This window comes from Nocardia sp. NPDC050712 (assembly GCF_040654295.1).
Taxonomy (GTDB): domain Bacteria; phylum Actinomycetota; class Actinomycetes; order Mycobacteriales; family Mycobacteriaceae; genus Nocardia.
In genome coordinates this window covers 563,950-585,273 of the sequence record NZ_JBFAHT010000004.1, presented here as the reverse complement: position 1 = coordinate 585,273, position 21,324 = coordinate 563,950, and the positions used below count along the sequence as shown (strand labels likewise).

Genomic DNA, 21,324 nt, shown 5'->3' with positions numbered 1-21,324 from the left:
TTCACCGAGGCCGAAGGAGGTATCCGTCTGATAGCTACCACATCGAGCAGAAGCGGGCCGCCCGCTCGACCTCGATAGATCAGCAGGGTGCAAGCGCGGAAACACACAGATCATAGGGACGGACAACCCGGGAATCCCCGACGAACCGCGCACGAGATACTTCGAACTCAAAGTTGCCTGATAATTGCTACTGCTCGGCCGCGCGAGATGTGGCGGTAGCGGGCGCTTTTCGGGGGAGAAGGCCGCCGTCCAGGCCTGTTTGAGCGACGAGTGTGGCGGGTACCGAAGTACCTGCGGTAGAACCGCAGGTACATCCGGTGAAGCGCCCCCGGCAGGAATCGAACCTGCGACCTAGGGATTAGAAGGCCCTTGCTCTATCCAACTGAGCTACGGAGGCAGTGCGTCCACCATGGCCGACAACGGCCTTGCTGTCCAGCAGCACGGTAAGTATAGCGACCGTCCAGATCGGTACTTCTTAGCGACGGAAACAGTTCTTACCGTGTCGGCCGGTGCCGGTCCAGGAACAGGTTATCGGCCCAAACCCGGCCGGGCTACGTATTAAGCATCCAACTACGCTCAGTCGTATGTCGTCACCGCTGGACCCGCACACCGAAGCAGAGGGATCGGACTCCGCCGGGACAGGTTCATCGGGAACGTTCGCCGTGGTCACCGCCCTGTCGATCGCCGTCGCCGCCGTGGTCGCGGCGCTGGTCGTGGGCCTGTCGGCGGCGCAGGCGCTGAGCCTGCTCGGTATTCCGGACCCGGGTGCGCTGACGACCTACGGCCTGCCCGCGATCCGGGCGCTGGCCGACCTGCTCGCCGCGCTGACCGTGGGTTCGCTGCTGTTCGCGGCCTTCCTGACGCCGCCGCAGGCCAACGGCCTGCTCGATGTCGGCGGCTATCGCGCGCTGCGCCGCGCCTCGAATTTCGCCCTGCTGTGGGCGTGTTGCGCCGCGCTGCTGGTTCCGCTGACGGTGTCGGACACGACGGGCCAGCCGGTCGGGCAGGTCTGGCGGCCCGAGGAACTGTGGCGCGCGATCGGGCTGGTCGACCTGGCCCAGGCCTGGCGCACCACGGTGATCCTCGCGCTGATCGTCGCGGTCGGCTGCCGTGTGGCGCTGCGCTGGGGCTGGGCGCCGGTGCTGTTCGGCGCCGCGATCGTGACCATGATGCCGCTGGCCCTGACCGGGCACTCGTCCTCCGGCGGCGCGCACGACGTGGCGACCAACAGCCTCATCCTGCACCTGATCTCGTGCGCGGTGTGGGTCGGCGGATTGTTCGCGGTGCTCGCCTACGCGCTGCGCGGCGGCACCCACACGGCGCTGGCCGCCCGGCGGTTCTCGCTGGTCGCGACGGTCGCTTTCGCCGTCATCGCGGTCAGCGGCGTGATCAACTCGGTGGTCCGGGTGTCCTGGGCGGATCTGTTCGGCACCACCTACGGGCAGTTGATCGTGGCGAAGGCGGTCGCGCTGAGCGTGCTCGGCGGCGTCGGCTACCTGCAACGGCGCGCGGCCCTGCCCGCCCTGGCCGCCGATCCGAGCGACCGCGCCGCGCTGATCCGCTTCGGCGGCGTGGAAGCGTTGATCTTCGCCGCCACCATCGGCCTCGCGGTCGGGCTCGGCCGGACCCCGCCGCCCCCGCTGACCACGGTCCCGACGCCGGCGGAGGTGGAAATCGGCTACAACCTGGCCGGGCCGCCGACGGCCGGCCGGCTGCTGTTCGACTGGCGCTTCGACCTGATCTTCGGCACGCTGGCCATCGTGGCGGCGGTGTTGTATCTGATGGGGGTGCGCCGCCTGCGCTCGCGCGGGGATGCCTGGCCTGTCGGGCGCACCCTGGCCTGGCTGTCCGGCTGCGCGGTGCTGCTGATCGCGACGTCCTCGGGCGTCGGCCGCTACGCGCCCGCGATGTTCAGCGTGCACATGGTCCAGCACATGGCGTTGTCCATGCTGGCCCCTATTCTCTTCGCGCTCGGCGGCGCGGTCACCCTCGCGCTGCGCACCCTGCCCGCGGCCGGGAAGACCGGCGCGCCGGGCCCGCGCGAGTGGATCCTGGCGGCGGTGCACAATCCGGTCTCACGCTTCCTGACCCACCCGATCGTGGCGTCGGTCATCTTCGTCGGCGGCTTCTACGCGCTGTACCTGGGCGGCATCTACGACTCGGTGCTCGACTCGCACGCCGCGCACCTGATGATGAACATTCACTTCCTGCTCAGCGGCTATCTCTTCTACTGGGTGGTGATCGGCATCGATCCCAAACCGCGCCGGGTCGAGCCGCTGACCAAGCTGGGCATGGTGTTCGGCTCGCTGCCGTTCCACGCCTTCTTCGGTGTCGCGCTGATGAGCATGACCACGGTGATGGGCGGCTGGTTCTTCCGCAGCCTGGCCCTCGGCTGGGACGTCGACCTGCTCGACGACCAGCGCACCGGCGGCAGCGTGGCCTGGGCCAGCGGCGAGATACCGCTGGTCGTGGTGATGCTGGCGCTGCTGATCCAGTGGTCGCGCAGCGACGAGCGCCTGGCCAAGCGCACCGACCGGGCCGCGGACCGGGACCACGACGCCGATCTCGCCGCGCACAACGCGATGTACGCCCAGCTGTCCAGACGCGACCGCGGGACGCGCGAGTGAGTGGGCGCGGGTGACAGATCGGGGGCTGTTCGAGGAGTGTGTGGGGGAGCGGGAGATCGAGGGGCGGGTGTATCGCTCCGACGTGCGCGCCGCACGCAAACGGCTGGCCGGGCGGGTGCGCAAGACGCCGGTGTTCCACACCTCCGTGCTGGGGCCGAACGGCCCGGTGCCGGTCACGCTGAAACTCGAATACCTCCAGCACGGCGGCACGTTCAAGGTGCGCGGCAGCTTGAACGCGCTGCTGGAGTCGGGGCACTCGGCCGATCAGGTGGTGATCGCCTCGGGCGGCAACGCGGGGATCGCGGCCGCGCTGGCCGCGGCCCAGCTCGGCAAGCGCTGCACGGTGGTGGTGCCGGAGTCGGCGCCGCACACCAAGGTCGCCGCGATGTGGTCCTACGGCGCGGAAGTGCTCTGGCACGGCACGACCTACGTCGAGGCGCGCCGGTATGCCCAGGAACTGGCCGTGGAACGCGGGGCCTTGCAGTTACACGCCTACGACATGCCGGCGGTGGTCGCCGGGGCCGGGGTGATCGGGCTGGAATTGGCCGAGCAGGTGCGCGGGCGGCCGCCGGTGCTGGCCGGGGTCGGCGGCGGCAGCCTGATCGCGGGCGTCGCGGCGGCGCTCGGGCGGCGGCAACCGGTGATCGGCATCGAACCCGAGGGCGTGCCCGCGCTGCACGCGGCGCTGGCCGCGCACCGGCCGGTGCAGGTGCGCGCGGCCGGGCGCGGGGCGGAAGTGCTGGGGGCCACCACGATCGGGGGGCTCGCGCTCGACGTGGCCGCCCGCTACGGGGTGCGCTCGCTGCTGGTCACCGACGACGCCATCGTCACCGCCCGCGACTATCTGTGGCGCGAGTTCCGCATCGTCGTCGAGTTCTCGGGCGCGACCGCGTTCGCCGCGATCCAGAGCGGTGCGTACGTGCCCGCTCGGGGCGAGCGGCCGGTGGTGGTGCTCTGCGGCGCGAACACCGATCTCGACATCGGCTCGGCATCGTAGTCCTGTCCTTCCCCCGGGTTACCGGCTGCGCGACCTGAAAGCCCTGGTCACGTCGTGTGAAGAGGGAGATGTCCACAGTCGGAAAAGCTGTCCCCAAATTCGATATCGGCGGTCCGTTCCGAGCCCGCGGCGCGCACGCTGGAGGAGCCCTCGCAAGGGGGAGCGAGCACCCGGAGCGCCTGCCCGGGGCCGGAATCCGAAGGGGCGTGAGCATGTTCGAGACCACGGGCACCGTCATCGGCAATGTCGTCACCACTCCCGTGCGGCGCGAGCTGCCCACCGGGGAATCGGTGCTGACCTTCCGGCTCGGCAGCACCTCACGCCGCCGCGACGCCGCGGGCGAGTGGGTGGACAGCGGCACCCTGTTCATCACCGTCACCTGCTGGCGCCGGCTCGCGGTCGGCGTCGACGCCTCGCTGCGCCGCGGTGATCCGGTGATCGCGCACGGGCAGTGGCGTACCGTCGAATACCGGGCCAAGGACGGCACCGACCGGCGCGAGCTGGAACTGCGGGCCTACGCCGTCGGCCCGGATCTGTCGCGCTGCACCACCGCGGTCACCCGCAACTCCGAGCACGGGTCCGGCTCCGGCCCCGTGAGCCTGATACGGAATACTTGCACCGGATCGAGCGCTGAAGAACGCGCACGTGTCAGCGAAGACCAGGGGGACGCGCGGGCCGTGCAGAGCGCCTCCTCCGACCGCGCCGAAACACAGCCGGTCGACGCCTGATCCGTACCCCTCGGCTTCGCTCCACCGACCCCTAGACCGATAGGCTTTCGTATATGGCTGAGTACATCTACACGATGAAGAAAGTTCGTAAGGCGCACGGCGACAAAGTTGTGCTCGACGATGTCTTTTTGAACTTCCTTCCCGGCGCCAAGATCGGCGTCGTCGGCCCGAACGGCGCCGGTAAGTCCAGCGTGCTCAAGATCATGGCCGGAGTGGACCAGCCGAACAACGGCGAAGCCTTCCTCGCGCCGGGTGCCAGCGTCGGCATCCTGATGCAGGAACCGCATCTGAACGAAGAGAAGACCGTTCGCGGCAACGTCGAAGAGGGCCTCGGCGAGGTCAAGGTGAAGCTGGATCGCTTCAACGAGATCGCCGAGCTGATGGCCACCGACTACTCCGACGAGCTCATGGAGGAGATGGGCAAGCTCCAGGAGTTCCTGGATCATGCCGACGCCTGGGATGTCGACTCCCAGCTCGAGCAGGCCATGGACGCGCTGCGCTGCCCGCCGCCGGACGAGCCGGTCACCAACCTCTCCGGTGGTGAGCGCCGCCGCGTCGCGCTGTGCAAGCTGCTGCTGAGCAAGCCCGACCTGCTGCTGCTCGACGAGCCGACCAACCACCTCGACGCCGAGAGCGTGCTCTGGCTCGAACAGCACCTGGCCGCCTACCCGGGCGCCGTGCTGGCCGTCACGCACGACCGGTACTTCCTCGACAACGTCGCGGAATGGATCCTCGAGCTGGATCGCGGCCGCGCCTACCCGTACGAGGGCAACTACTCCACCTACCTGGAGAAGAAGGCCCAGCGTCTGGAGGTGCAGGGCAAGAAGGACCAGAAGCTGCAGAAGCGCCTCAAGGACGAACTCGCCTGGGTCCGCTCCGGCGCCAAGGCACGGCAGGCCAAGAACAAGGCGCGCCTGGGCCGCTACGAGGAGATGGCGGCCGAGGCCGACAAGCACAGGAAGTTGGATTTCGAGGAGATCCAGATTCCGGCCGGCCCGCGCCTGGGCAGCATCGTGGTCGAGGTGAAGAACCTGGACAAGGGCTTCGGCGACCGCCAGCTCATCAAGGATCTGTCGTTCACCCTGCCGCGCAACGGCATCGTCGGCGTCATCGGCCCGAACGGTGTCGGTAAGACGACGCTGTTCAAGACCATCGTCGGCCTCGAGGCCCCGGACAGCGGCGAGGTCAAGGTCGGCGAGACGGTCAAGCTGAGCTACGTCGACCAGAACCGCGCAGGCATCGACCCGAAGAAGAACGTCTGGCAGGTCGTCTCCGAGGGGCTGGACTTCATCGAGGTCGGCAACCAGGAAATGCCCTCGCGCGCCTACGTCAGCGCGTTCGGCTTCAAGGGCGCCGATCAGCAGAAGCCGGCGGGTGTGCTCTCCGGTGGTGAGCGCAACCGGTTGAACCTGGCGCTCACCCTCAAGCAGGGCGGCAACCTGATCCTGCTCGACGAGCCGACCAACGACCTGGACGTGGAAACCCTGGGTTCGCTGGAGAACGCGCTCGAGCAGTTCCCGGGCTGCGCCGTGGTCATCTCGCACGACCGGTGGTTCCTGGACCGCACCTGCACCCACATCCTGGCGTGGGAGGGCGACTCCGATAACGACGCCAAGTGGTTCTGGTTCGAGGGCAACTTCGAGGCGTACGAGGCCAACAAGATCGAGCGTCTGGGCCTGGAAGCGGCCCGCCCGCACCGGGTTACGCACCGCAGGCTGACCCGCGACTGATCTCGGGCCGACCTACTTCCCGACCGGACGGCGGGGCGAGCGCACCCGCGCTTCGCCCCGCCGTCCGGCGTTGGCGCGCCCGAACATGCTGTCGAGCGCGCGATTTCCGCCGAAGGTGTCACAAAAGCGCCATCTCGCCGAAGGACCTGCGAGGGCAACCCGCCCGAAGCCGGGTCGGCCGAAGGAAATTTGGTCGTCCGACGCGCCGCCGGAACACTCGCTAGTGTGGGGTCCGTGCATGCGCAGGCGCAGTCCAAGCAATGGTTCGTACTCACTGCGTTCGCATCTACATGAGGGTGTCGGTCCGATCGGTGCTGTGCCAGCGTTTCGACAACGGCAATTAGGCGGCTACCACTACGGCAGTGGTGAACACCCTGTGTTTGGAAGGGATTTCACCCCCGCGCGTCTATCGCACAGCTACTCTCGGACCGGCGTCACTTTGTTGCGGAACCGAATCCGAGGAGTTGGCGAAAAATTATGACGGTCTCGTCCGAATTGTCCAATGGCGGGCGGCATCTGGAGCGGTCGGACTCCGCGGCGTGGTCCGCGAGTTTGCCCGAGCAACTCCGGGACGCGCTCGGGACACTCGAGGAGGCGTACTTCCGCCACGTCGACGCGGGCGATGTGGACTGTGCGGTCACCGGAATCACGCAAATCTTCCGACGGCACCTGGAATTGGCGATGGTTCGCCCCAGGGGCCGGGCGCTGGTCCGGGTGTATCACCCGGACGACTCGTCCGGCCTGGGCGCCGCCGTGCAATTGGTGACCGATGACATGGCCCTGCTGGTGGAGTCGATCACCTCGTCGCTGAGCCGGATGGGCGTCAGCGTCAGCGAGGTCATCCACCCCATCTTCGAGGTCGAGCGCGACGACACCGGCCGGCTGACCAAGGCCGTGCCGCACGAGGTCGACCGCAATGGCGGAGTACTGCGCGAATCCTGGATGCACCTGCAATTACACCCGTCCACCAGTCGTGAACTGCTGGAACGGATCGAACAGTCGATGCCCGACGTGGTGGCCGACGTGCGCCAGGTCATCGGCGACACCGACGCCATTCAGGCGGTGCAGAGCAAGCTCGCCGACGATCTGGAGCTGGCCGCCAAGGCCGGCGACGCCCCGTTCCCGGCGGCCGACCTGATCGATACCGCGAACCTGCTGCGCTGGCTGGCCAGCGGCAACTTCACCGTGCTCGGTTTCGCCCAGTATCGCCTCGATACCGGCGCCGACGGCCCGACCACCTCGAACCCGATGCCGGGCACCTGCCTGGGCGTGCTGCGCCCCGATGTCGGCACCGACTTCCGGGTGCCGATCAACGGCGGCGGCCGCCCGCTGCTCATGCTGACCCAGGGGCTGGTCCCGGCCACCGTGCACCGCTCGGTCTACCCGTACTTCGTCGGCGTCGCCGATTGGGACGAGCAGGGCAACATCGTCGGTGAGCATCTGTTCATCGGCGTCTTCACCGTCACCGCCGTGCACGAGAACGTGCTCGACATCCCGGTGATCGAGCGCCGGGTCCGCGCGGTGATCGAGGACAGCGGCTTCGACCTGGATTCGTTCTCCGGGCAGGTGATGCTGGAGGTCATCCAGTCGTTCCCGCGCACCGAGTTGTTCTCCTCCGATATCGCGACCATGCGCAAGACCGCGGTCGCGGTGCTGAACGTGAGCCTGCGCCGGCAGGTGCGGCTGTTCATGCGCGAGGACACCTACGGCCGCTTCGTGGCCTGCCTGGTCTATCTGCCGCGCGATCGCTACACCACCCGGGTCCGGCTGGAGATGCAGGAGATCCTGGTCCGCGAACTCGGCGGCGTCTCCATCGACTACTCGGCGCGGGTCAGCGAAAGCGAGCTCGCCAGCGTCTATTTCACAGTCCAGATGCCCGATACCGAGTCCGGCAAGCCCCGGGCGGCGCGGACGCTGGCCGACACCTCCGAGACCAACCGGCTGCGCATCCAGCGTCTGCTCTCCGACGCCAGCCACACCTGGGACGACTACCTCAACGACGAGGTCAGCACCTCCACGGTGCTGGATCCCGGTGTGGTGCAGCGCTATGCGAGCGCGTTCCCCGAGGGCTACAAGCAGGATTTCGGCCCGCGGCACGCGCTCGGCGACATCCACCGGCTGGAGCGGCTGTCCGAGGGGCAGATCGATCAGCACCTGTATCGCAAGCAGGGTTCGGATCCGGGCTCGTGGCGCTTCGGCCTCTACATCGGCGGCAGCGGCGTCTCACTGAGCCAGGTGCTGCCGGTGCTGCAGAGCCTCGGCGTCGAGGTGGTCGACGAGCGTCCGTACCAGATTCTGCTGGACCGGCCGGGCGGCCGGAATGTCGAACGCTGGATCTACGATTTCGGCCTGCTCGCCCGGCCGGAGTTGCTGCGCAGTTCCCTCGATCGCGACCTGGACGCCGAACTGCTCGAGGCCTCGGCCCGCGCGGACGCGCTGGAAGCCGAGGTGCGCGGGCTGGGTGACCGGTTCACCGACGCCTTCGAGGCGGTCTGGTACGGCCGCGCCGAGGCCGACGGCCTGAACGAGTTGGTGCTGCGGGCCCGGCTGCCCTGGCGCGCGGTCTCGATCCTGCGCACCTACGCGAAGTACCTGCAGCAGGCCGGTTTCCCGTACAGCCAGGCCAATATCTCCCGGGTCCTGCTCACCTACCCGGATGTGGCGCGGCTGTTCGTCGACCTGTTCGCGGCCCGCTTCGATCCCGACACCGTCGACGAGGGCGACGCCGCGCAGCTGGAAGCCCACCTGCGCGGCCGCATCGACGACGTGGTCAGCCTCGACGCCGACCGCATCCTGCGCGCCATCCTGGGCTTGATCCGGGCCACCCTGCGCACCAACTACTACGTCACCGATCTCGAGGGCGCACCACGCGATTTCCTCTCGATCAAGGTCGAGCCGCAGCTGATCGCCGAACTGCCCAAGCCCAAGCCGCAGTTCGAGATCTTCGTGTACTCGCCGCGGATCGAGGGTGTGCACCTGCGCTTCGGCCCGGTGGCGCGTGGCGGGCTGCGCTGGTCCGACCGGCTGGAGGATTTCCGCACCGAGATCCTGGGCCTGGTGAAGGCGCAGGCGGTGAAGAACGCGGTGATCGTGCCGGTCGGCGCGAAGGGCGGCTTCGTGGTGAAGCAGCCGCCCGCCGCCACCGGCGATCCGGGCGTGGACCGCCAGGCGCTGGGCGCGGAAGGCGTTGCCTGCTACCGCACCTTCATCTCCGGTCTGCTCGACATCACCGACAACGTCGATCGCGCCACCGGCGCGGTGCGCCCGCCCGAGCGGGTGGTCCGGCGCGACGGCGACGACACCTACCTGGTGGTGGCGGCGGACAAGGGCACGGCGACGTTCTCCGATATCGCCAACGATGTGGCGCAGCGCTACGGCTTCTGGCTCGGCGACGCGTTCGCCTCCGGCGGGTCGGCGGGCTACGACCACAAGGCGATGGGCATCACCGCCAAGGGCGCGTGGGAGAGCGTGAAGCGGCACTTCCGCGAGATGGATCTCGATACCCAGACCCAGGATTTCACCGTGGTCGGCGTCGGCGACATGAGCGGCGACGTGTTCGGCAACGGCATGCTGCTCTCCGAGCACATCCGCCTGGTCGCGGCGTTCGACCATCGGCACATCTTCCTGGATCCGAATCCGGACGCGGCGAGTTCCTACGCCGAGCGGCAGCGCATGTTCGAGCTGCCGCGCTCGTCCTGGGCCGACTACGACACCGCGCTGATCAGCGCGGGCGGCGGCGTGTTCGACCGCACCGTGAAGGCGGTGCCGATCAGCCCGCAGGCCCGGCAGGCCTTGGGGCTGAGCGACGACGTCGTCTCGCTGTCCCCGCCGGATCTGGTGCGCGCGATCCTGCTCGCCCCGGCCGGATTGCTCTGGAACGGCGGCATCGGCACCTACATCAAGTCGAGCACCGAATCCAATGCCGAAGTCGGTGACAAGGCCAATGATCCGGTGCGCGTCAACGGGAACCAGTTGCGCGTCAAGGTGATCGGCGAGGGCGGCAACCTCGGTGCCACGGCGCTGGGCCGGATCGAGTTCTGCCGCCACGGCGGCAAGATGAACACCGACGCCCTGGATAACTCGGCGGGTGTGGACTGCTCCGACCACGAGGTCAATATCAAGGTCCTGCTGGACAGCGTGGTCAGCGCCGGCCTGCTGCCGGTGGCCGAGCGTAATCCGCTGCTGGCCTCGATGACCGACGATGTCGCCCGGATGGTGCTGCAGGACAACGTCTCCCAGAACTTCCTGATGGGCATCTCGCGCTTCAACGCGGCCCGCATGCTGAACGTGCACATGCGGCTGATCGAGGATCTGGAGGAGCGGCGCGGCCTGGATCGCGAGCTGGAAGCGCTGCCGTCGGAAGCGGAGATGAAGCGCCGCCTGGAGGAGGGTTCCGGGCTCGCCTCGCCGGAGCTCGCCAATCTCATGGCGCACGTGAAGCTTTCGCTCAAGGCCGACCTGCTCGATTCGGACCTGCCGGATATGGCGCATTTCGCGGCCCGGCTGCCGGATTACTTCCCGGTGCCGTTGCGCGAGCGTTTCGGCGCGGCGATCAAGAAGCATCCGCTGCGCCGGGAGATCCTCACCACGCTGATCGTCAACGAGGCGGTCGACTTCGGCGGCATCACCTACGCGCACCGGCTCAACGAGGAGATCGGCGCCAGCACCACCGATTCCGTGCGGGCCTTCGCGGCGGCCGCCGAGATCTTCGGCCTGCACGACATGTGGGCGCGCATCCGCACGAGCGACACCTCGATCGCGGTCCGCGACGAGCTCGAACTCGAGACCAAGAAGACCCTCGATCGAGCCTCGCGCTGGCTGCTGAGCAACCGGCCGCAGCCCATCGCGGTCGGCGCCGAGATCAACCGCTACAGCCGGGGCGTGCGCGAACTCGCGCCGAAGGTTCCGGGCTGGCTGCGGGGCCATCACGTCGCCATGCTCACCGATCAGTCCGCCGAACTGATCGGCCGCGGTGCGCCCGGTGACCTCACCAACGAGGTCTACGGCCTGCTCACGCTGTTCCCGCTGCTCGATGTCATCGATATCGCCGACATCACCGATCGCAGCGGCGAGGAGGTCGGGTCGCTGTACTACGCGCTCAACGAGCACCTCAAGATCGACTGGCTGCTCCAGGCGGTCAGTCATCTGGAGCGTGGCGATCGCTGGCACGCGCTGGCCCGGCTCGCGCTGCGTGACGACATGTACGGGTCGCTGCGTTCGCTCACCCTGGACGTGCTCTCCGCCGGTGATCCGGAGGAGACCGCCGACGAGAAGATCGCCTACTGGGAGTCCAAGAACCAGTCCCGCCTCGGGCGCGCCCGCGCCGCCCTGGCGGAACTGTTCGAATCCGGCACGCACGACCTGGCCACCCTGTCGGTGGCGGCGCGGCAGGTCCGCAGCATGGTCAGCGGTGTCGGGGCCCAGTCGGAGGTCCCGCGCTGAGGTGAACGCCGCTGGGCGGCAGCCTGATTCAGGCTGCCGCCCAGCGGCACTTCGGTCTTCGGAGCTAGCGCCGCACGAAACTGCTGCGGCTGGCCGCGGCGATCAGTATCGCCGCGCAGATGATTTGCAGGATCCACTGGGCCCAGTCGATACCGCTGGTCGAATCGAGACCCAGCACTAGCGCGACGATCCCGCCGAGGAAGGCGCCGAGCGTGCCGAGGCCCCAGGTCTTGAAGAAGGAAATTTCTTGTTTACCGGGCAGGATCAGCCTGGCAAGGGCACCGACGAACGGCCCGATCAGAATGGCGAACAACAGCATCCCGAGTATGCGCATGGGGAGCCTTTCTCGAACTCTGCGCGCAAAAACGCTTTGCCAGTGTATGACCGCGGAGCCATTTGTCGATACGGTTGCCCGGCAACGTTTTCGAATCGTCCGAGCGCGAGTTTCAGCGGATAGTGTTGGCGCCCAGCACCGGTACGCGGCGTAGTCCGAGCGACAGCGCGCCCGCCACGGCTACCAGTCCGGCGGTCAGCGCGGCCACGCCCGGCCAGCCCGCGCCGGTCCACGCGTGCGCACCCAGGCTGCCGAACACCGAGGCGCCGACGTAGTAGGCGAACAAATAGAACGCGGCGGCCTGACTCGTGCTGACGCCGCCGGCATGCGCGCGCGCCGCCACCCAGCCGCTGGCCAAACCGTGGGTGATGAAGAAGCCGACAGTCAGTGCGGCGATGCCCGTGACGACGATCGGCAGCCGCCCGGACAGCGTCAGCCCGGCGCCGAGCAGGGCCAGACCGCTGCCGAGGGGCATGATCGCCCGGCGGCCCAGCCGGTCGGCCAGGCGACCGGACACCGTGGCGCCGATGGTGCCCAGCGGGTAGACGAGATAGACCAGGCTGACCACCCCGACGCCCAGGTGGAACGGTGCGCTGGTCAGCCGGAAGCCGAGCGCGTTGAACGCCGCGACCAGCGCGCCGACCGAGCACGCGCCGATCACGTAGAGCGCGAGCAGCGCCCGGTCGGTGAGTGCGTCGCGTGCCATCGCCAGGATGTCGCGGGGCCGGGCCGGGCGGGCGGCGAAGTTCCGGGACGGCGGCAGGGTCACCGCGACGATCACCGCGCAGAGCAGTGCGACAGCGGCGGCGGCCACCAGCGCCCACCGCCACCCGGCGGCCTCGGCGATCGGCGCGGTCACGACGCGCCCGGTCATGCCGCCGAGTGCGGTGCCGCCGATGTAGAGGCCGGCCGCGCGGGCGTGCGTCGAGGGATGCAGTTCCTCCCGCAGATAGGCGGTGGCCACGGCGGGCAGGCCGGCCAGCGCGATGCCGCCGAGCAGCCGCAAGGCCAGCAGCGCATGCCAACTGGGCGCGAACGCGCAGGCGAGGGCGAGCACCGCCGAAGAGATCAGCGAGACATGGATGAGCCGGGTGCGCCCGACGGCCTCGGACAGCGGCCCGCACACCAGTAGCGCCGAGGCCAGGGCGGCCGTGGTCACCGACATCACCAGCGTGCTCTCCCCGGGCGAGATGCCGAAGGCGTCGACGAACTCCGGCAGCAGCGCCTGGGTGTCGTAGAGCAGGACGAACGTCGCCATCCCCGCGGCGAAGAGCGCCACCAGGACTCGCCGGTAGCCGGGGCTGCCGGGGAGGTGGCCCAGGTCGGTCTGCGGGTCCGGTGCTATGGCGGTGGTCACTCGACCGATCCTGTGCCGCCTCGCCTCATACGTCCAATGTCATGATCGCGGTTTCTCGATGCGTCGAACGTATGATGCGGGTGTGCTGCTGCGTGACCTCGACTGGCTGGTGGCCCTCGCCGACCACCGGCACATGACCGACACCGCCGCGATCCTCGGCGTCAGTCAGCCCACCCTGTCGCGTGCGCTGGCCCGTATCGAAGCCGAACTCGGCGCGCGCCTGTTCGAGCGCGTGCCCACCGGTGTGCACCTGAACCCGAACGGGGACCTCGTCGTCACCGCCGCCCGCGACCTCATCGCCCGCTACGAACAGCTGACCGTGGAACTGGCCGGGCGCCTGCACCCCGACAGCGGCGTGGTCCGCCTGGCCTTCCTCGATTCGATGGCGACCTCGCTGGTGCCGCAACTGCTGCGCGGGTTCCACGAACACGCGCCCGCCGTGCGCGTGCTGCTCAGCCAGGAACCGCATCACCACATCATCGGCGACTTGCAGTCCGGCGCTGTGGAACTGGCCGTCACCTCCTGGCAGGTACCGGGCGCCTTCGGCTGGCTCCCGCTGCAACGCGAACGGCTGGTCCTGGTCGTCCCCCCGGCGCACCGCCTGCGTGACCGTGAACGCGTCGCCCTGACCGACCTGCGCGACGACGAATTCGTCACCACCCCGGTCGGTTTCGGCTATCGCACGCTGCTCGACGGCCTCTTCGCCGAGGCCGGGGTGGCGCCGAAGATCTCCTTCGAGAGCGCCGACCTGGCCACCATCGAAGGCCTCGTCGCCGCCGGCCTCGGCGTCGCGATCCTGCCCGAACAATTCGCCGGCGCCTCGGGCACCATCGGCCTGCCCCTGACCACCCCGGCCGCCCGCCGTACCATCGCCCTGACCTGGCGCACCGACCACCCGCTCGCCCCGCCCGCCGCCCGCTTCCTGCGCTACCTCGAAACCGCCTGGACCACACCCTGATCGGCGGGCCACGGCGCGTGGACCAGCTGATCCGTGTCCGCCGCGTCGAGTTCGATATCGAAGATCTCGGCCAGGATCTCGGGCAGGTCGGCGCGCGCCACCTGACGCGTCGCGCCGGTTCCGTCCGGGTAGCCGGTCAGCAGGGTGACGCCGTCCAGCATGTGATGTACCTCCGGGCGAATCCGCTGCACGATCGGGCGCGTGGTGAACGGCGAATGCCGCGAGGTCGACACGTAGTAGCTGCCTACCTCCTGATCGATCCGATACTGCGGAGTCATCGAGACGGTCCGCCGGGTCCGCCAGCCGTCGCGCGCGAAGTGGCGCAGGGTCCACAGGTCGCCGCCCAGTTCGTCCCGGCCGTGCTCGAGGCGGAACCGCCAGGCGCCCGCGACGAACTCGCCTCGCCCGGGGGCCAATTCGATCGGCGCCAGCGGGCCGGATCCGAAACCGGGGTCGCACAGCCAGATTCGGTCATCCTCGGCGGTGGTCACGCGCAGCAGGGCGTGGGTGGCGGGCAGTAATGCGTTGTCCTGACCCAGGAAAATCCGTCCGGCCAACCCGGTGACACCGAAGCCGAGCCGTTCCAGCGCGGCGGCGAACAGCGCGCAGAGCTCGAAACAGTAGCCGCCGCGCCGCCGCCGAACCATCTTGTCCTGCAACGACGCCACGTCCAGGCGCACCGGCCGGCCCAGGATGATCTCCAGGTTCTCGAACGGTAGCGAGGTGGTGTGCAGGAAAACCAGGCGGCGCAGCGTGGCCGGGGTCGGTGTGGGCTCGCCGTCGAAGCCGATCCGGGCCAGGTACGCCGCTATGTCCAGTTCTTCACCGTCCCATCGGTAGGACGGATCGATCGACGTGCTCACGCGTCACTCGCCCGGCGGCCGAAGTGTTCGACCAATCGGGAGTAGCTGTCGTTGCCGTGGCCCGCCGCCAGCGCGTCGGCGACGAGCTGCCTGGTGTACGCGGGCAGCACGACATCGATACCGCGCGTATGGCTTTCGGTGACCAGATCGTCGAGGGAGGGCAGGTGGTGCAGGAGCGCGCCGAACGGCGTGGCGTACTCGCCGCGGTCGATCTCGCCGCCGAACATCGGGAACAGCGACGGCAGCGCTGCCAGGGAGGCCTCCGCCTGTTCGGTGTAGCGGCCGATCGGGATCCCGGCGGCGCGGAGCAGTGCCGCGGCATGCAGGAATCCGTTCAGCAGCCCCCACATGATGTCGTGGAAGGCCATCCCGTACACCAGTGGCACGCTCGGGTCCTCGGAGACGTGGGTCGTGCGCCCGCCCAAGACCCGCAGCACCGCTTCGTGCCGATCGAATACCTGCCGGGATCCGCCGTAGAAGATCACCGCGTCCGGCGAGCCGATCGCGGGTGCGATCGTCATGATCTGGCCGTGCAGGTAGTCCGCACCGTGCGCGGTCGCCAGTTCCCACGCCGCGGTCGCCTGCTCGGACGGGCCGTCGGTCAGGTTGACCACGGTCCGGCCCGGCAGCGCGGCGCCCGCGGCCCGCAACAGGTCGGCCGCGACGGCTCCGCCCTGGACATTGATCAGTACCAGCTCGGCCGCGCGCACCGCCGCCTCTGGTGACTCGGCCAGGCGAGCCCCTGCGGCCACCAGCGGTTCGGCTTTGTCCGCCGATCTGTTCCACACCGTGACTTCGTGCCCGGCGGCCAGCAGGGCCGCGGCCAGCGTGGCGCCCATCTCTCCCAAACCGATTGCAGAGATTCGCATTTCGCTCCGTTCTTGTGGCTGTCGATTCGACGTTAGGAACTCAACTTGGGTTGAGGTAAAGCTGATGCGGCGGAGGCCACCGTGACCTCGGAGTCGCGGGTGCGCCGGCCGGGCAGCCGGGCTGCGGCGAGCAGGCCGAGCAGGGTGAGGGCGGCGGCGAGGAAGACCGTGGTGCGCAGGCCGTCCCCGGCTGCCGTGCGTAAGGCGTCACCGCTGAGCCCGGCCGTGCCGGCGTTCGCGACGCCGACGAGCACCGCGAGCCCCGCACCGACCCCGACCTGCATCGCGGTGTTGGCCATCCCGCCGGCGGTGCCCTGCTCCGGTTCGGCGACACCGGTTCCCGCGGCGGCGAACATCGCCGGGAAGACGGTGCCCATGCCCGCGCCGTAGACCAGGATTCCGGCCAGGATCGTCCGGTAGGAGCCGTCGGCGACCATCCCCGCGGCGAGCACCGCACCGCCGGCCGCTCCGAGCAGCAAGCCGATGATCAGGGTGGTGCGGAGGCCGATCCGCACGAGCAGCCGTTCGGCGGTGAAGTTCGCGACCGCGATGACCACCGACAGGCTCAGGAACACGAGCCCCGTGACCAGCGCGCTGTAGCGCCATACGTTCTGCAGGAACAGGGTGAGGAAGTAGACGATGTTCTGCATGGTCGCGCCGAACACGAAGATGACGGCGAGCACCGGCCCCAGTGCGCGGGCCAGCCGCGGCGGCAGGAGCGGGTCGTGCTTGCGGGCTTCGATGATCAGGAACGCGGCCAGCAGCAGGATCGCGAGCGCGCCGCCGCCCAGCACCGAGGTCGAGGTCCAGCCGGATTCCGGCCCCTGCGCCACGGTGAACACCAGCAGCGTGACGCCCAGTGTTCCGGTGAGGGCACCGGGGACATCGAAGCCGCGCCCGCGATCGCGCGGACCGTCCGCGCGCAGCAGCGGGAACGCCGCCACCACACCGGCGACCACGAGTGGCAGGTTGATCAAAAAGACGGCCTGCCAACCGAATACGCTGGTCAGCACCCCGCCGAGCAGCGCGCCGAGGCTGAGCCCGCCCGCACCGGCCATCGCCCAGACCGCGAGCGCCCGGATCCGCTGCCTGCCCTCCTCGAACATGGTGTTGACCAGCGACAGCGTCGCGGGGAACAGCAGCGCCGCGCCGGCACCCTGGAGCGCCCGGGCGGCGATCAGCGCCGTGGTGGTGCCGGCCGCACCGCCCAGCAGCGACGCGCCACCGAACAGCACCAGACCGAGGACGAATATCCGCCGCCGGCCGAGCAGGTCCGCGGATCGCCCGCCGAGCAGGAGCAGCCCGCCGAAGAAGATGGCGTAGGCACTGACCACCCACTGCATCGAGTGCCCGGAGAATCCGACGTCGCGGGCGATGTCGGGCAGGGCGACGTAGATGATCGTGAAGTCCAGTGAGGTGATCAGGCTGGAGAAGGCCAGCAGCGCCAGTGTTGCCGCCGGGTTTTTCCGCATCGGTGTCCTCCGGTTTCAGAGCGGGTAGGGGTGCGCGCCGCGGGCCTCGTGCAGTGCGCGAGCCCACCAGGTGAGCTGATTCAGCAGTGCCGTCGCGGCGGCGCCCGCGCCGGCGCTGTCCAGCGGCCGGCCGTTGTCGTCGAACTTGCTCCAGCAGGAGTGGAAGCTGACGGTGTCGCGGATCGTGATGGCGTGCAGTTCGGCGAACACTTGGCGCAGCTGTTCGGCGGCTCGCAGGCCGCCCGAGACGCCGCCGTAGCAGACGAAGGCGACCGGCTTCGCCTTCCATTCCTCGACGTAGGAGTCGATCGCGGTCTTCAGCGGCGCGGGATAGCCGCGGTTGTATTCCGGCGAGACGATCACGAAGGCGTCGGCCCGGGCCAGGCGCGGCGCCAAGGCCTGGACCGCGGGGCCGGGGTGGTCCAGGACATCGGGCAGCGCGGTTTCCGCGAGATCGATCAGGTCGAGGTCGAGCCCGCCGTGCCCGCGGGCGTGGTCGTGGAACCAGTCGGCCACCGTCGGCCCGAAGCGCTGCGCTCGGGTACTGCCGATGATGATCGCTATGCGCAAGGGGTCGGTCGCCTGCATCGGATCCGCCTTTCCGGCTGAAGTCGTTGTCACGTCACGACCTTCGCCGGACCGGCTTACCCCGCGCCTACAGCTGCCCTACACGGCGATCGGGCGCCCGCGGGGAAGTCCGTATCGTCACGAAGATGAGGTTCGGTGTGCTCGGCCCACTGCTGGTGTGGACGGATCAGGGTGATCCGGTCCAGATCCCGGCCGGGCAGGTGCGGACCGTGCTCGCCGTGCTCCTCGCGCATCGTGGGCGGGCGGTGTCGACCGATCGGCTGATCGATCTGCTGTGGCCGCGCCGGACGCCCCGGACCGCGGCCGCCGCGGTGCAGGTCAAGATCTCGCAGTTGCGTGCCGCTCTCGCCGCCGCCGACCCGGCGGCCCGCGCGCTGGTGGTGTCCCGGGGCGCGGGTTACAGCCTGGACGTGACAGCCGACGCGATCGACGCGGGCCGGTTCGAAGCGCTGCTCGTGCCCGCGGCCGACGCCCGGTCGCGCGCCGACGCCCTGACCACCGCCCTGAACCTCTGGCGCGGCCCGGCATTCGGCGAATTCTCGGACGAGGATTTCGCGGCGGTCGAGGCGGCCCGGCTGGCGGAACTGCGGCTGTCCGCGGTGGAAGCCCGTGCCGAGGCGCTGCTCGAACTCGGCGAATACGACACGCTGGCCGGGGAATTGGGGGCGGTCGTCGCCGAACATCCACTGCGCGAACGCTTGCGGGCGGCGCACCTGCGCGCGCTCTATCGCGCCGGACGGCAGAGCGAGGCCCTGGCGGGCTTCACCGATCTGCGGGAGCGGCTGCGCACCGAGCTCGGCGTCGATCCGGGCCCCGAGATCGTCGCCGTGCATCGCGCGATCCTCACTCAGGATCCGCTGCTGGCTCCCCGCGCGGCCACCGCGTCGACGAACCTGCCCGGCCAGCTGACCGAATTGATCGGCCGGGCCGAGGCCACGCACGAGGTGCGCGCGCTGCTCGGCCGGTGCCGCCTGGTCACCCTGGTCGGACCCGGCGGCGTGGGCAAGACCCGGCTGGCGATCGAGGCGGCCCGCACCTCGACCGAGCACCCGGATGGGTTGTGGTTCGTCGAGTTGGCCGGGATCGACCGCACCGCCGATGCACTCGCCACCCTGGTGGACACCGTGCACGCGGTCCTGGGGCTGCGCGACGACATCCGGTCCACCGCGGACCCGGTCGATCAGCTGATCACCGCGCTGGCGGGCAAGCAGGTCCTGCTGGTGCTGGACAATTGCGAACACCTGGTGGTCGTGACCGCCGGGCTGACCGAGCGGCTGTTGCGCGCGCTCCCGGGGCTGCGCGTCCTGGCCACCAGCCGCGAACCGCTCGGTGTGCCCGGCGAAGCCGTCTACCCGGTCGCCGCCCTCGAATTACCGCACTCCCCGGCGGATATCGGGGTGGCGGCGCTGCCGAAGTTCAGCGCCATCCGTTTGTTCACCGCCCGCGCGGCGGCCGCGGCGCCCGGCTTCGCGCTCGATGCGGGAAACGCGGCGGCCGTCGCCACCATCTGCCGTCGGCTGGACGGGATCCCGCTGGCCCTGGAGCTGGCCGCCGCCCGGGTGCGGGCCCTCGGCGTCCGCGAACTGGCCGATCGGATGGACGATCGATTCGAGCTGCTGGTCACCGGGCACCGGGGCGGGCCCGGCCGGCAACGGACGCTGCGCGCGATGATCGACTGGAGCTGGGAGCAGCTGACCGTGCCGGAACAGGCTGTGCTGCGCCGGCTTTCGGTGCACGCCGACGGGTTCGGGCTGGCGGCGGCCGAGCAGGTCTGCGCGACCGCGGAGCTGACGTCCGGCCGCATTCTCGATCTGCTCGCGCGGCTGGTCGATCGGTCCCTCGTCGCGATGACCGACACCGCGGCGGGCCCGCGGTATCGGCTGCTGGAATCGGTCGCGCTGTACTGCTCGGAACGGCTGCTCGCGGCCGGCGAGGCCGACACGGTGCGCGCGGTCCGCAATGAGTATTACGCGACGCTCGCCGAGCAGGCGCACGATCACCTGCGGGGTCCGGACCAGCGGCGGTGGCTCACGGACCTGGACACCGAATACGCGAATCTGCGTTCCGCCGTGGAGGATTCGGTGCGCCGCGGTGCGCCTGTCGTCGCGCTGCGCCTGGTCCTCGCGCTGGCCTGGTACTGGTTCCTGCGCGGGCGGATCGGGGAGGGCGTCCGGCTGCTCGACGCGGCGCTGGGCGCGGACCGTACCGCCGCGCCGGTGCTGTGGGCCCGGGCCAACGGCTGGCGGTCGGCGCTGATCCTGCTCGGCCGCGGCGAGTGCGACCGGGCGGCACTGGTGCGTGACGGGCTGGCCGAGTTCGACCGGGTGGACGATCCGGCGGGCCGGGCGTTCACCGAGTGGCTGCTGGGTGAGGTGCTGCTCGGCGGCGGTGATCAAGAGGTCAGCGCCGCGCTCGCGCAGCGCTCGCTGGCCGGATTTGTCGCGGCCGAAGATGATTGGGGCCGGGCCGCGGCACTGAGCAGTGCGGCCCACCACGCGATGCTGCGCGGCGACCTCTCGGCGATGGCCCGGGACGCCGCCGAAAGTGCCGGTCTTTTCGCGGTTCTCGGTGATCGATGGGGGCAGCTCCGGGCGGCCGAATTGCTGGCCCGCAGAGCCGAGATCGTCGGCGAGTATCTCGAAGCCGATCTACTGCGCCGGAACGGCCTGTGCCGGGCCGAGGAACTCGGGCTCTGGCCACGGGTGGCCGATATGGTGTCCGGTCTGGGGCGGCTGGCACTGCTGGCGGGCGATCTGGACCGAGCGCACCTGCTGCACGAGCGCGCGCTCGCGCTGTCGGTGGATCAGGGCCACGAACTCGGGCGGGTCTTCGCCGAGGTCGGCCTCGGCCTGGGCGCCAGGCGCGCGGGCCGGCTCGACGAGGCCGAAGGACATGCCCGCGCGGCCCTGGACTGGAATCGCGGCGTCGGCTACGCGCCCGGTATCGCCCACGGACTCGCCGAACTCGGCTTCATCGCCGAACTGCGCGGCGACGCCGGACAGGCGCGGGATCACCATGACGAAGGGCTGGCGGTCGCCAGACGTACCGGTGACCCACGCGCGGTTGCCCTCGCGCTGGAGGGGCTCGCCGGGGCCGCCGTCCTAGCCGGCCACACCGAGGAAGCGCGGCAGCTGTTGACGGAGGCAGCCAGAACCCGGCACGAAGCGGGCGCGCCCCTGCCGGAGGCGGAACGTTTCGACGTCGACCGAATCGCGGCGGCCATTCGCGCGGCGGCCGATCGACCCGGCTGAGCGGCGGCCGGTCCCGGCCGCCCCCGATCGTCGGCGAACCCACTGGACGACCGCACTATCCCGGGGCCCGGCGATTGTGCGGTGCGCCATGCTTGCGCCCCTGTCCTG

Annotated in this window: 13 protein-coding genes and 1 tRNA gene; 7 read left to right on the top strand and 7 right to left on the bottom strand. The window is 69.8% G+C overall.

All coding sequences use genetic code 11. From position 1 onward, the window contains the following. Positions 1 to 323 precede the first annotated feature (323 nt). A tRNA-Arg gene (locus tag AB0H76_RS30970) sits at positions 324 to 397 on the bottom strand. Between the two features lie 187 nt (positions 398 to 584). Between AB0H76_RS30970 and AB0H76_RS30965 the strand changes: the two genes are divergently transcribed. The 5 genes from AB0H76_RS30965 (at position 585) to AB0H76_RS30945 (ending at position 11,524) form a co-directional block, all read left to right on the top strand. After that, the gene (locus AB0H76_RS30965; RefSeq protein WP_357330557.1) at positions 585 to 2,627 is read left to right on the top strand and encodes a cytochrome c oxidase assembly protein; all 2,043 of its coding nucleotides are present in this window, start codon (positions 585 to 587) and stop codon (positions 2,625 to 2,627) included. 10 nt (positions 2,628 to 2,637) lie between these two features. Next, on the top strand, positions 2,638 to 3,624 hold the full coding sequence (locus tag AB0H76_RS30960; RefSeq protein ID WP_357330556.1) for a threonine/serine dehydratase: 987 nt from the start codon (positions 2,638 to 2,640) through the stop codon (positions 3,622 to 3,624). 212 nt (positions 3,625 to 3,836) lie between these two features. Further along, positions 3,837 to 4,352 carry a single-stranded DNA-binding protein gene (locus AB0H76_RS30955; protein ID WP_357330555.1) on the top strand — a complete coding sequence of 172 codons (516 nt, stop codon included), beginning with the start codon at positions 3,837 to 3,839 and terminating at the stop codon, positions 4,350 to 4,352. Positions 4,353 to 4,405: 53 nt separating this feature from the next. Then, complete coding sequence (gene ettA, locus AB0H76_RS30950; protein WP_357330554.1) at positions 4,406 to 6,082, top strand: energy-dependent translational throttle protein EttA; 1,677 nt, start codon at positions 4,406 to 4,408, stop codon at positions 6,080 to 6,082. A 477-nt stretch (positions 6,083 to 6,559) separates the two neighbouring features. After that, positions 6,560 to 11,524: an NAD-glutamate dehydrogenase gene (locus tag AB0H76_RS30945; RefSeq protein WP_357330553.1), complete on the top strand. Its 4,965-nt coding sequence runs from the start codon at positions 6,560 to 6,562 to the stop codon at positions 11,522 to 11,524. 64 nt (positions 11,525 to 11,588) lie between these two features. Here AB0H76_RS30945 and AB0H76_RS30940 read toward each other — a convergent pair whose 3' ends face one another. Together AB0H76_RS30940 and AB0H76_RS30935 are read right to left on the bottom strand one after the other, a co-directional pair. Next, the gene (locus AB0H76_RS30940) at positions 11,589 to 11,858 is read right to left on the bottom strand and encodes a GlsB/YeaQ/YmgE family stress response membrane protein (RefSeq protein ID WP_357330552.1); all 270 of its coding nucleotides are present in this window, start codon (positions 11,856 to 11,858) and stop codon (positions 11,589 to 11,591) included. A 112-nt stretch (positions 11,859 to 11,970) separates the two neighbouring features. Further along, positions 11,971 to 13,215, bottom strand: coding sequence for an MFS transporter (locus AB0H76_RS30935; RefSeq protein ID WP_357330551.1), 1,245 nt, complete (start codon positions 13,213 to 13,215; stop codon positions 11,971 to 11,973). Positions 13,216 to 13,297: 82 nt separating this feature from the next. Between AB0H76_RS30935 and AB0H76_RS30930 the strand changes: the two genes are divergently transcribed. Continuing rightward, positions 13,298 to 14,173 carry a LysR family transcriptional regulator gene (locus tag AB0H76_RS30930; RefSeq protein ID WP_357330550.1) on the top strand — a complete coding sequence of 292 codons (876 nt, stop codon included), beginning with the start codon at positions 13,298 to 13,300 and terminating at the stop codon, positions 14,171 to 14,173. Here the strand turns inward: AB0H76_RS30930 and AB0H76_RS30925 are convergent. The 4 genes from AB0H76_RS30925 to AB0H76_RS30910 are packed head-to-tail and all read right to left on the bottom strand — an operon-like array spanning position 14,143 to position 17,965. Further along, a complete protein-coding gene (locus AB0H76_RS30925) occupies positions 14,143 to 15,036 on the bottom strand; it encodes an arylamine N-acetyltransferase (protein ID WP_357330549.1) in 894 nt (297 codons plus the stop codon). The genes AB0H76_RS30930 and AB0H76_RS30925 overlap by 31 nt on opposite strands. Continuing rightward, on the bottom strand, positions 15,033 to 15,905 hold the full coding sequence (locus AB0H76_RS30920; protein WP_357330548.1) for an NAD(P)-binding domain-containing protein: 873 nt from the start codon (positions 15,903 to 15,905) through the stop codon (positions 15,033 to 15,035). Before AB0H76_RS30920 ends, AB0H76_RS30925 begins: the two co-directional genes overlap by 4 nt. 32 nt (positions 15,906 to 15,937) lie before the next feature. Further along, on the bottom strand, positions 15,938 to 17,377 hold the full coding sequence (locus AB0H76_RS30915) for an MFS transporter (protein WP_357330547.1): 1,440 nt from the start codon (positions 17,375 to 17,377) through the stop codon (positions 15,938 to 15,940). Between the two features lie 15 nt (positions 17,378 to 17,392). Beyond that, on the bottom strand, positions 17,393 to 17,965 hold the full coding sequence (locus AB0H76_RS30910; protein ID WP_357330931.1) for an NAD(P)H-dependent oxidoreductase: 573 nt from the start codon (positions 17,963 to 17,965) through the stop codon (positions 17,393 to 17,395). Positions 17,966 to 18,090: 125 nt separating this feature from the next. On the opposite strand from AB0H76_RS30910, the gene AB0H76_RS30905 reads away from it, so the two are divergent. Continuing rightward, the gene (locus AB0H76_RS30905; RefSeq protein ID WP_357330546.1) at positions 18,091 to 21,216 is read left to right on the top strand and encodes a BTAD domain-containing putative transcriptional regulator; all 3,126 of its coding nucleotides are present in this window, start codon (positions 18,091 to 18,093) and stop codon (positions 21,214 to 21,216) included. The last annotated feature ends 108 nt before the right edge of the window (positions 21,217 to 21,324 follow it).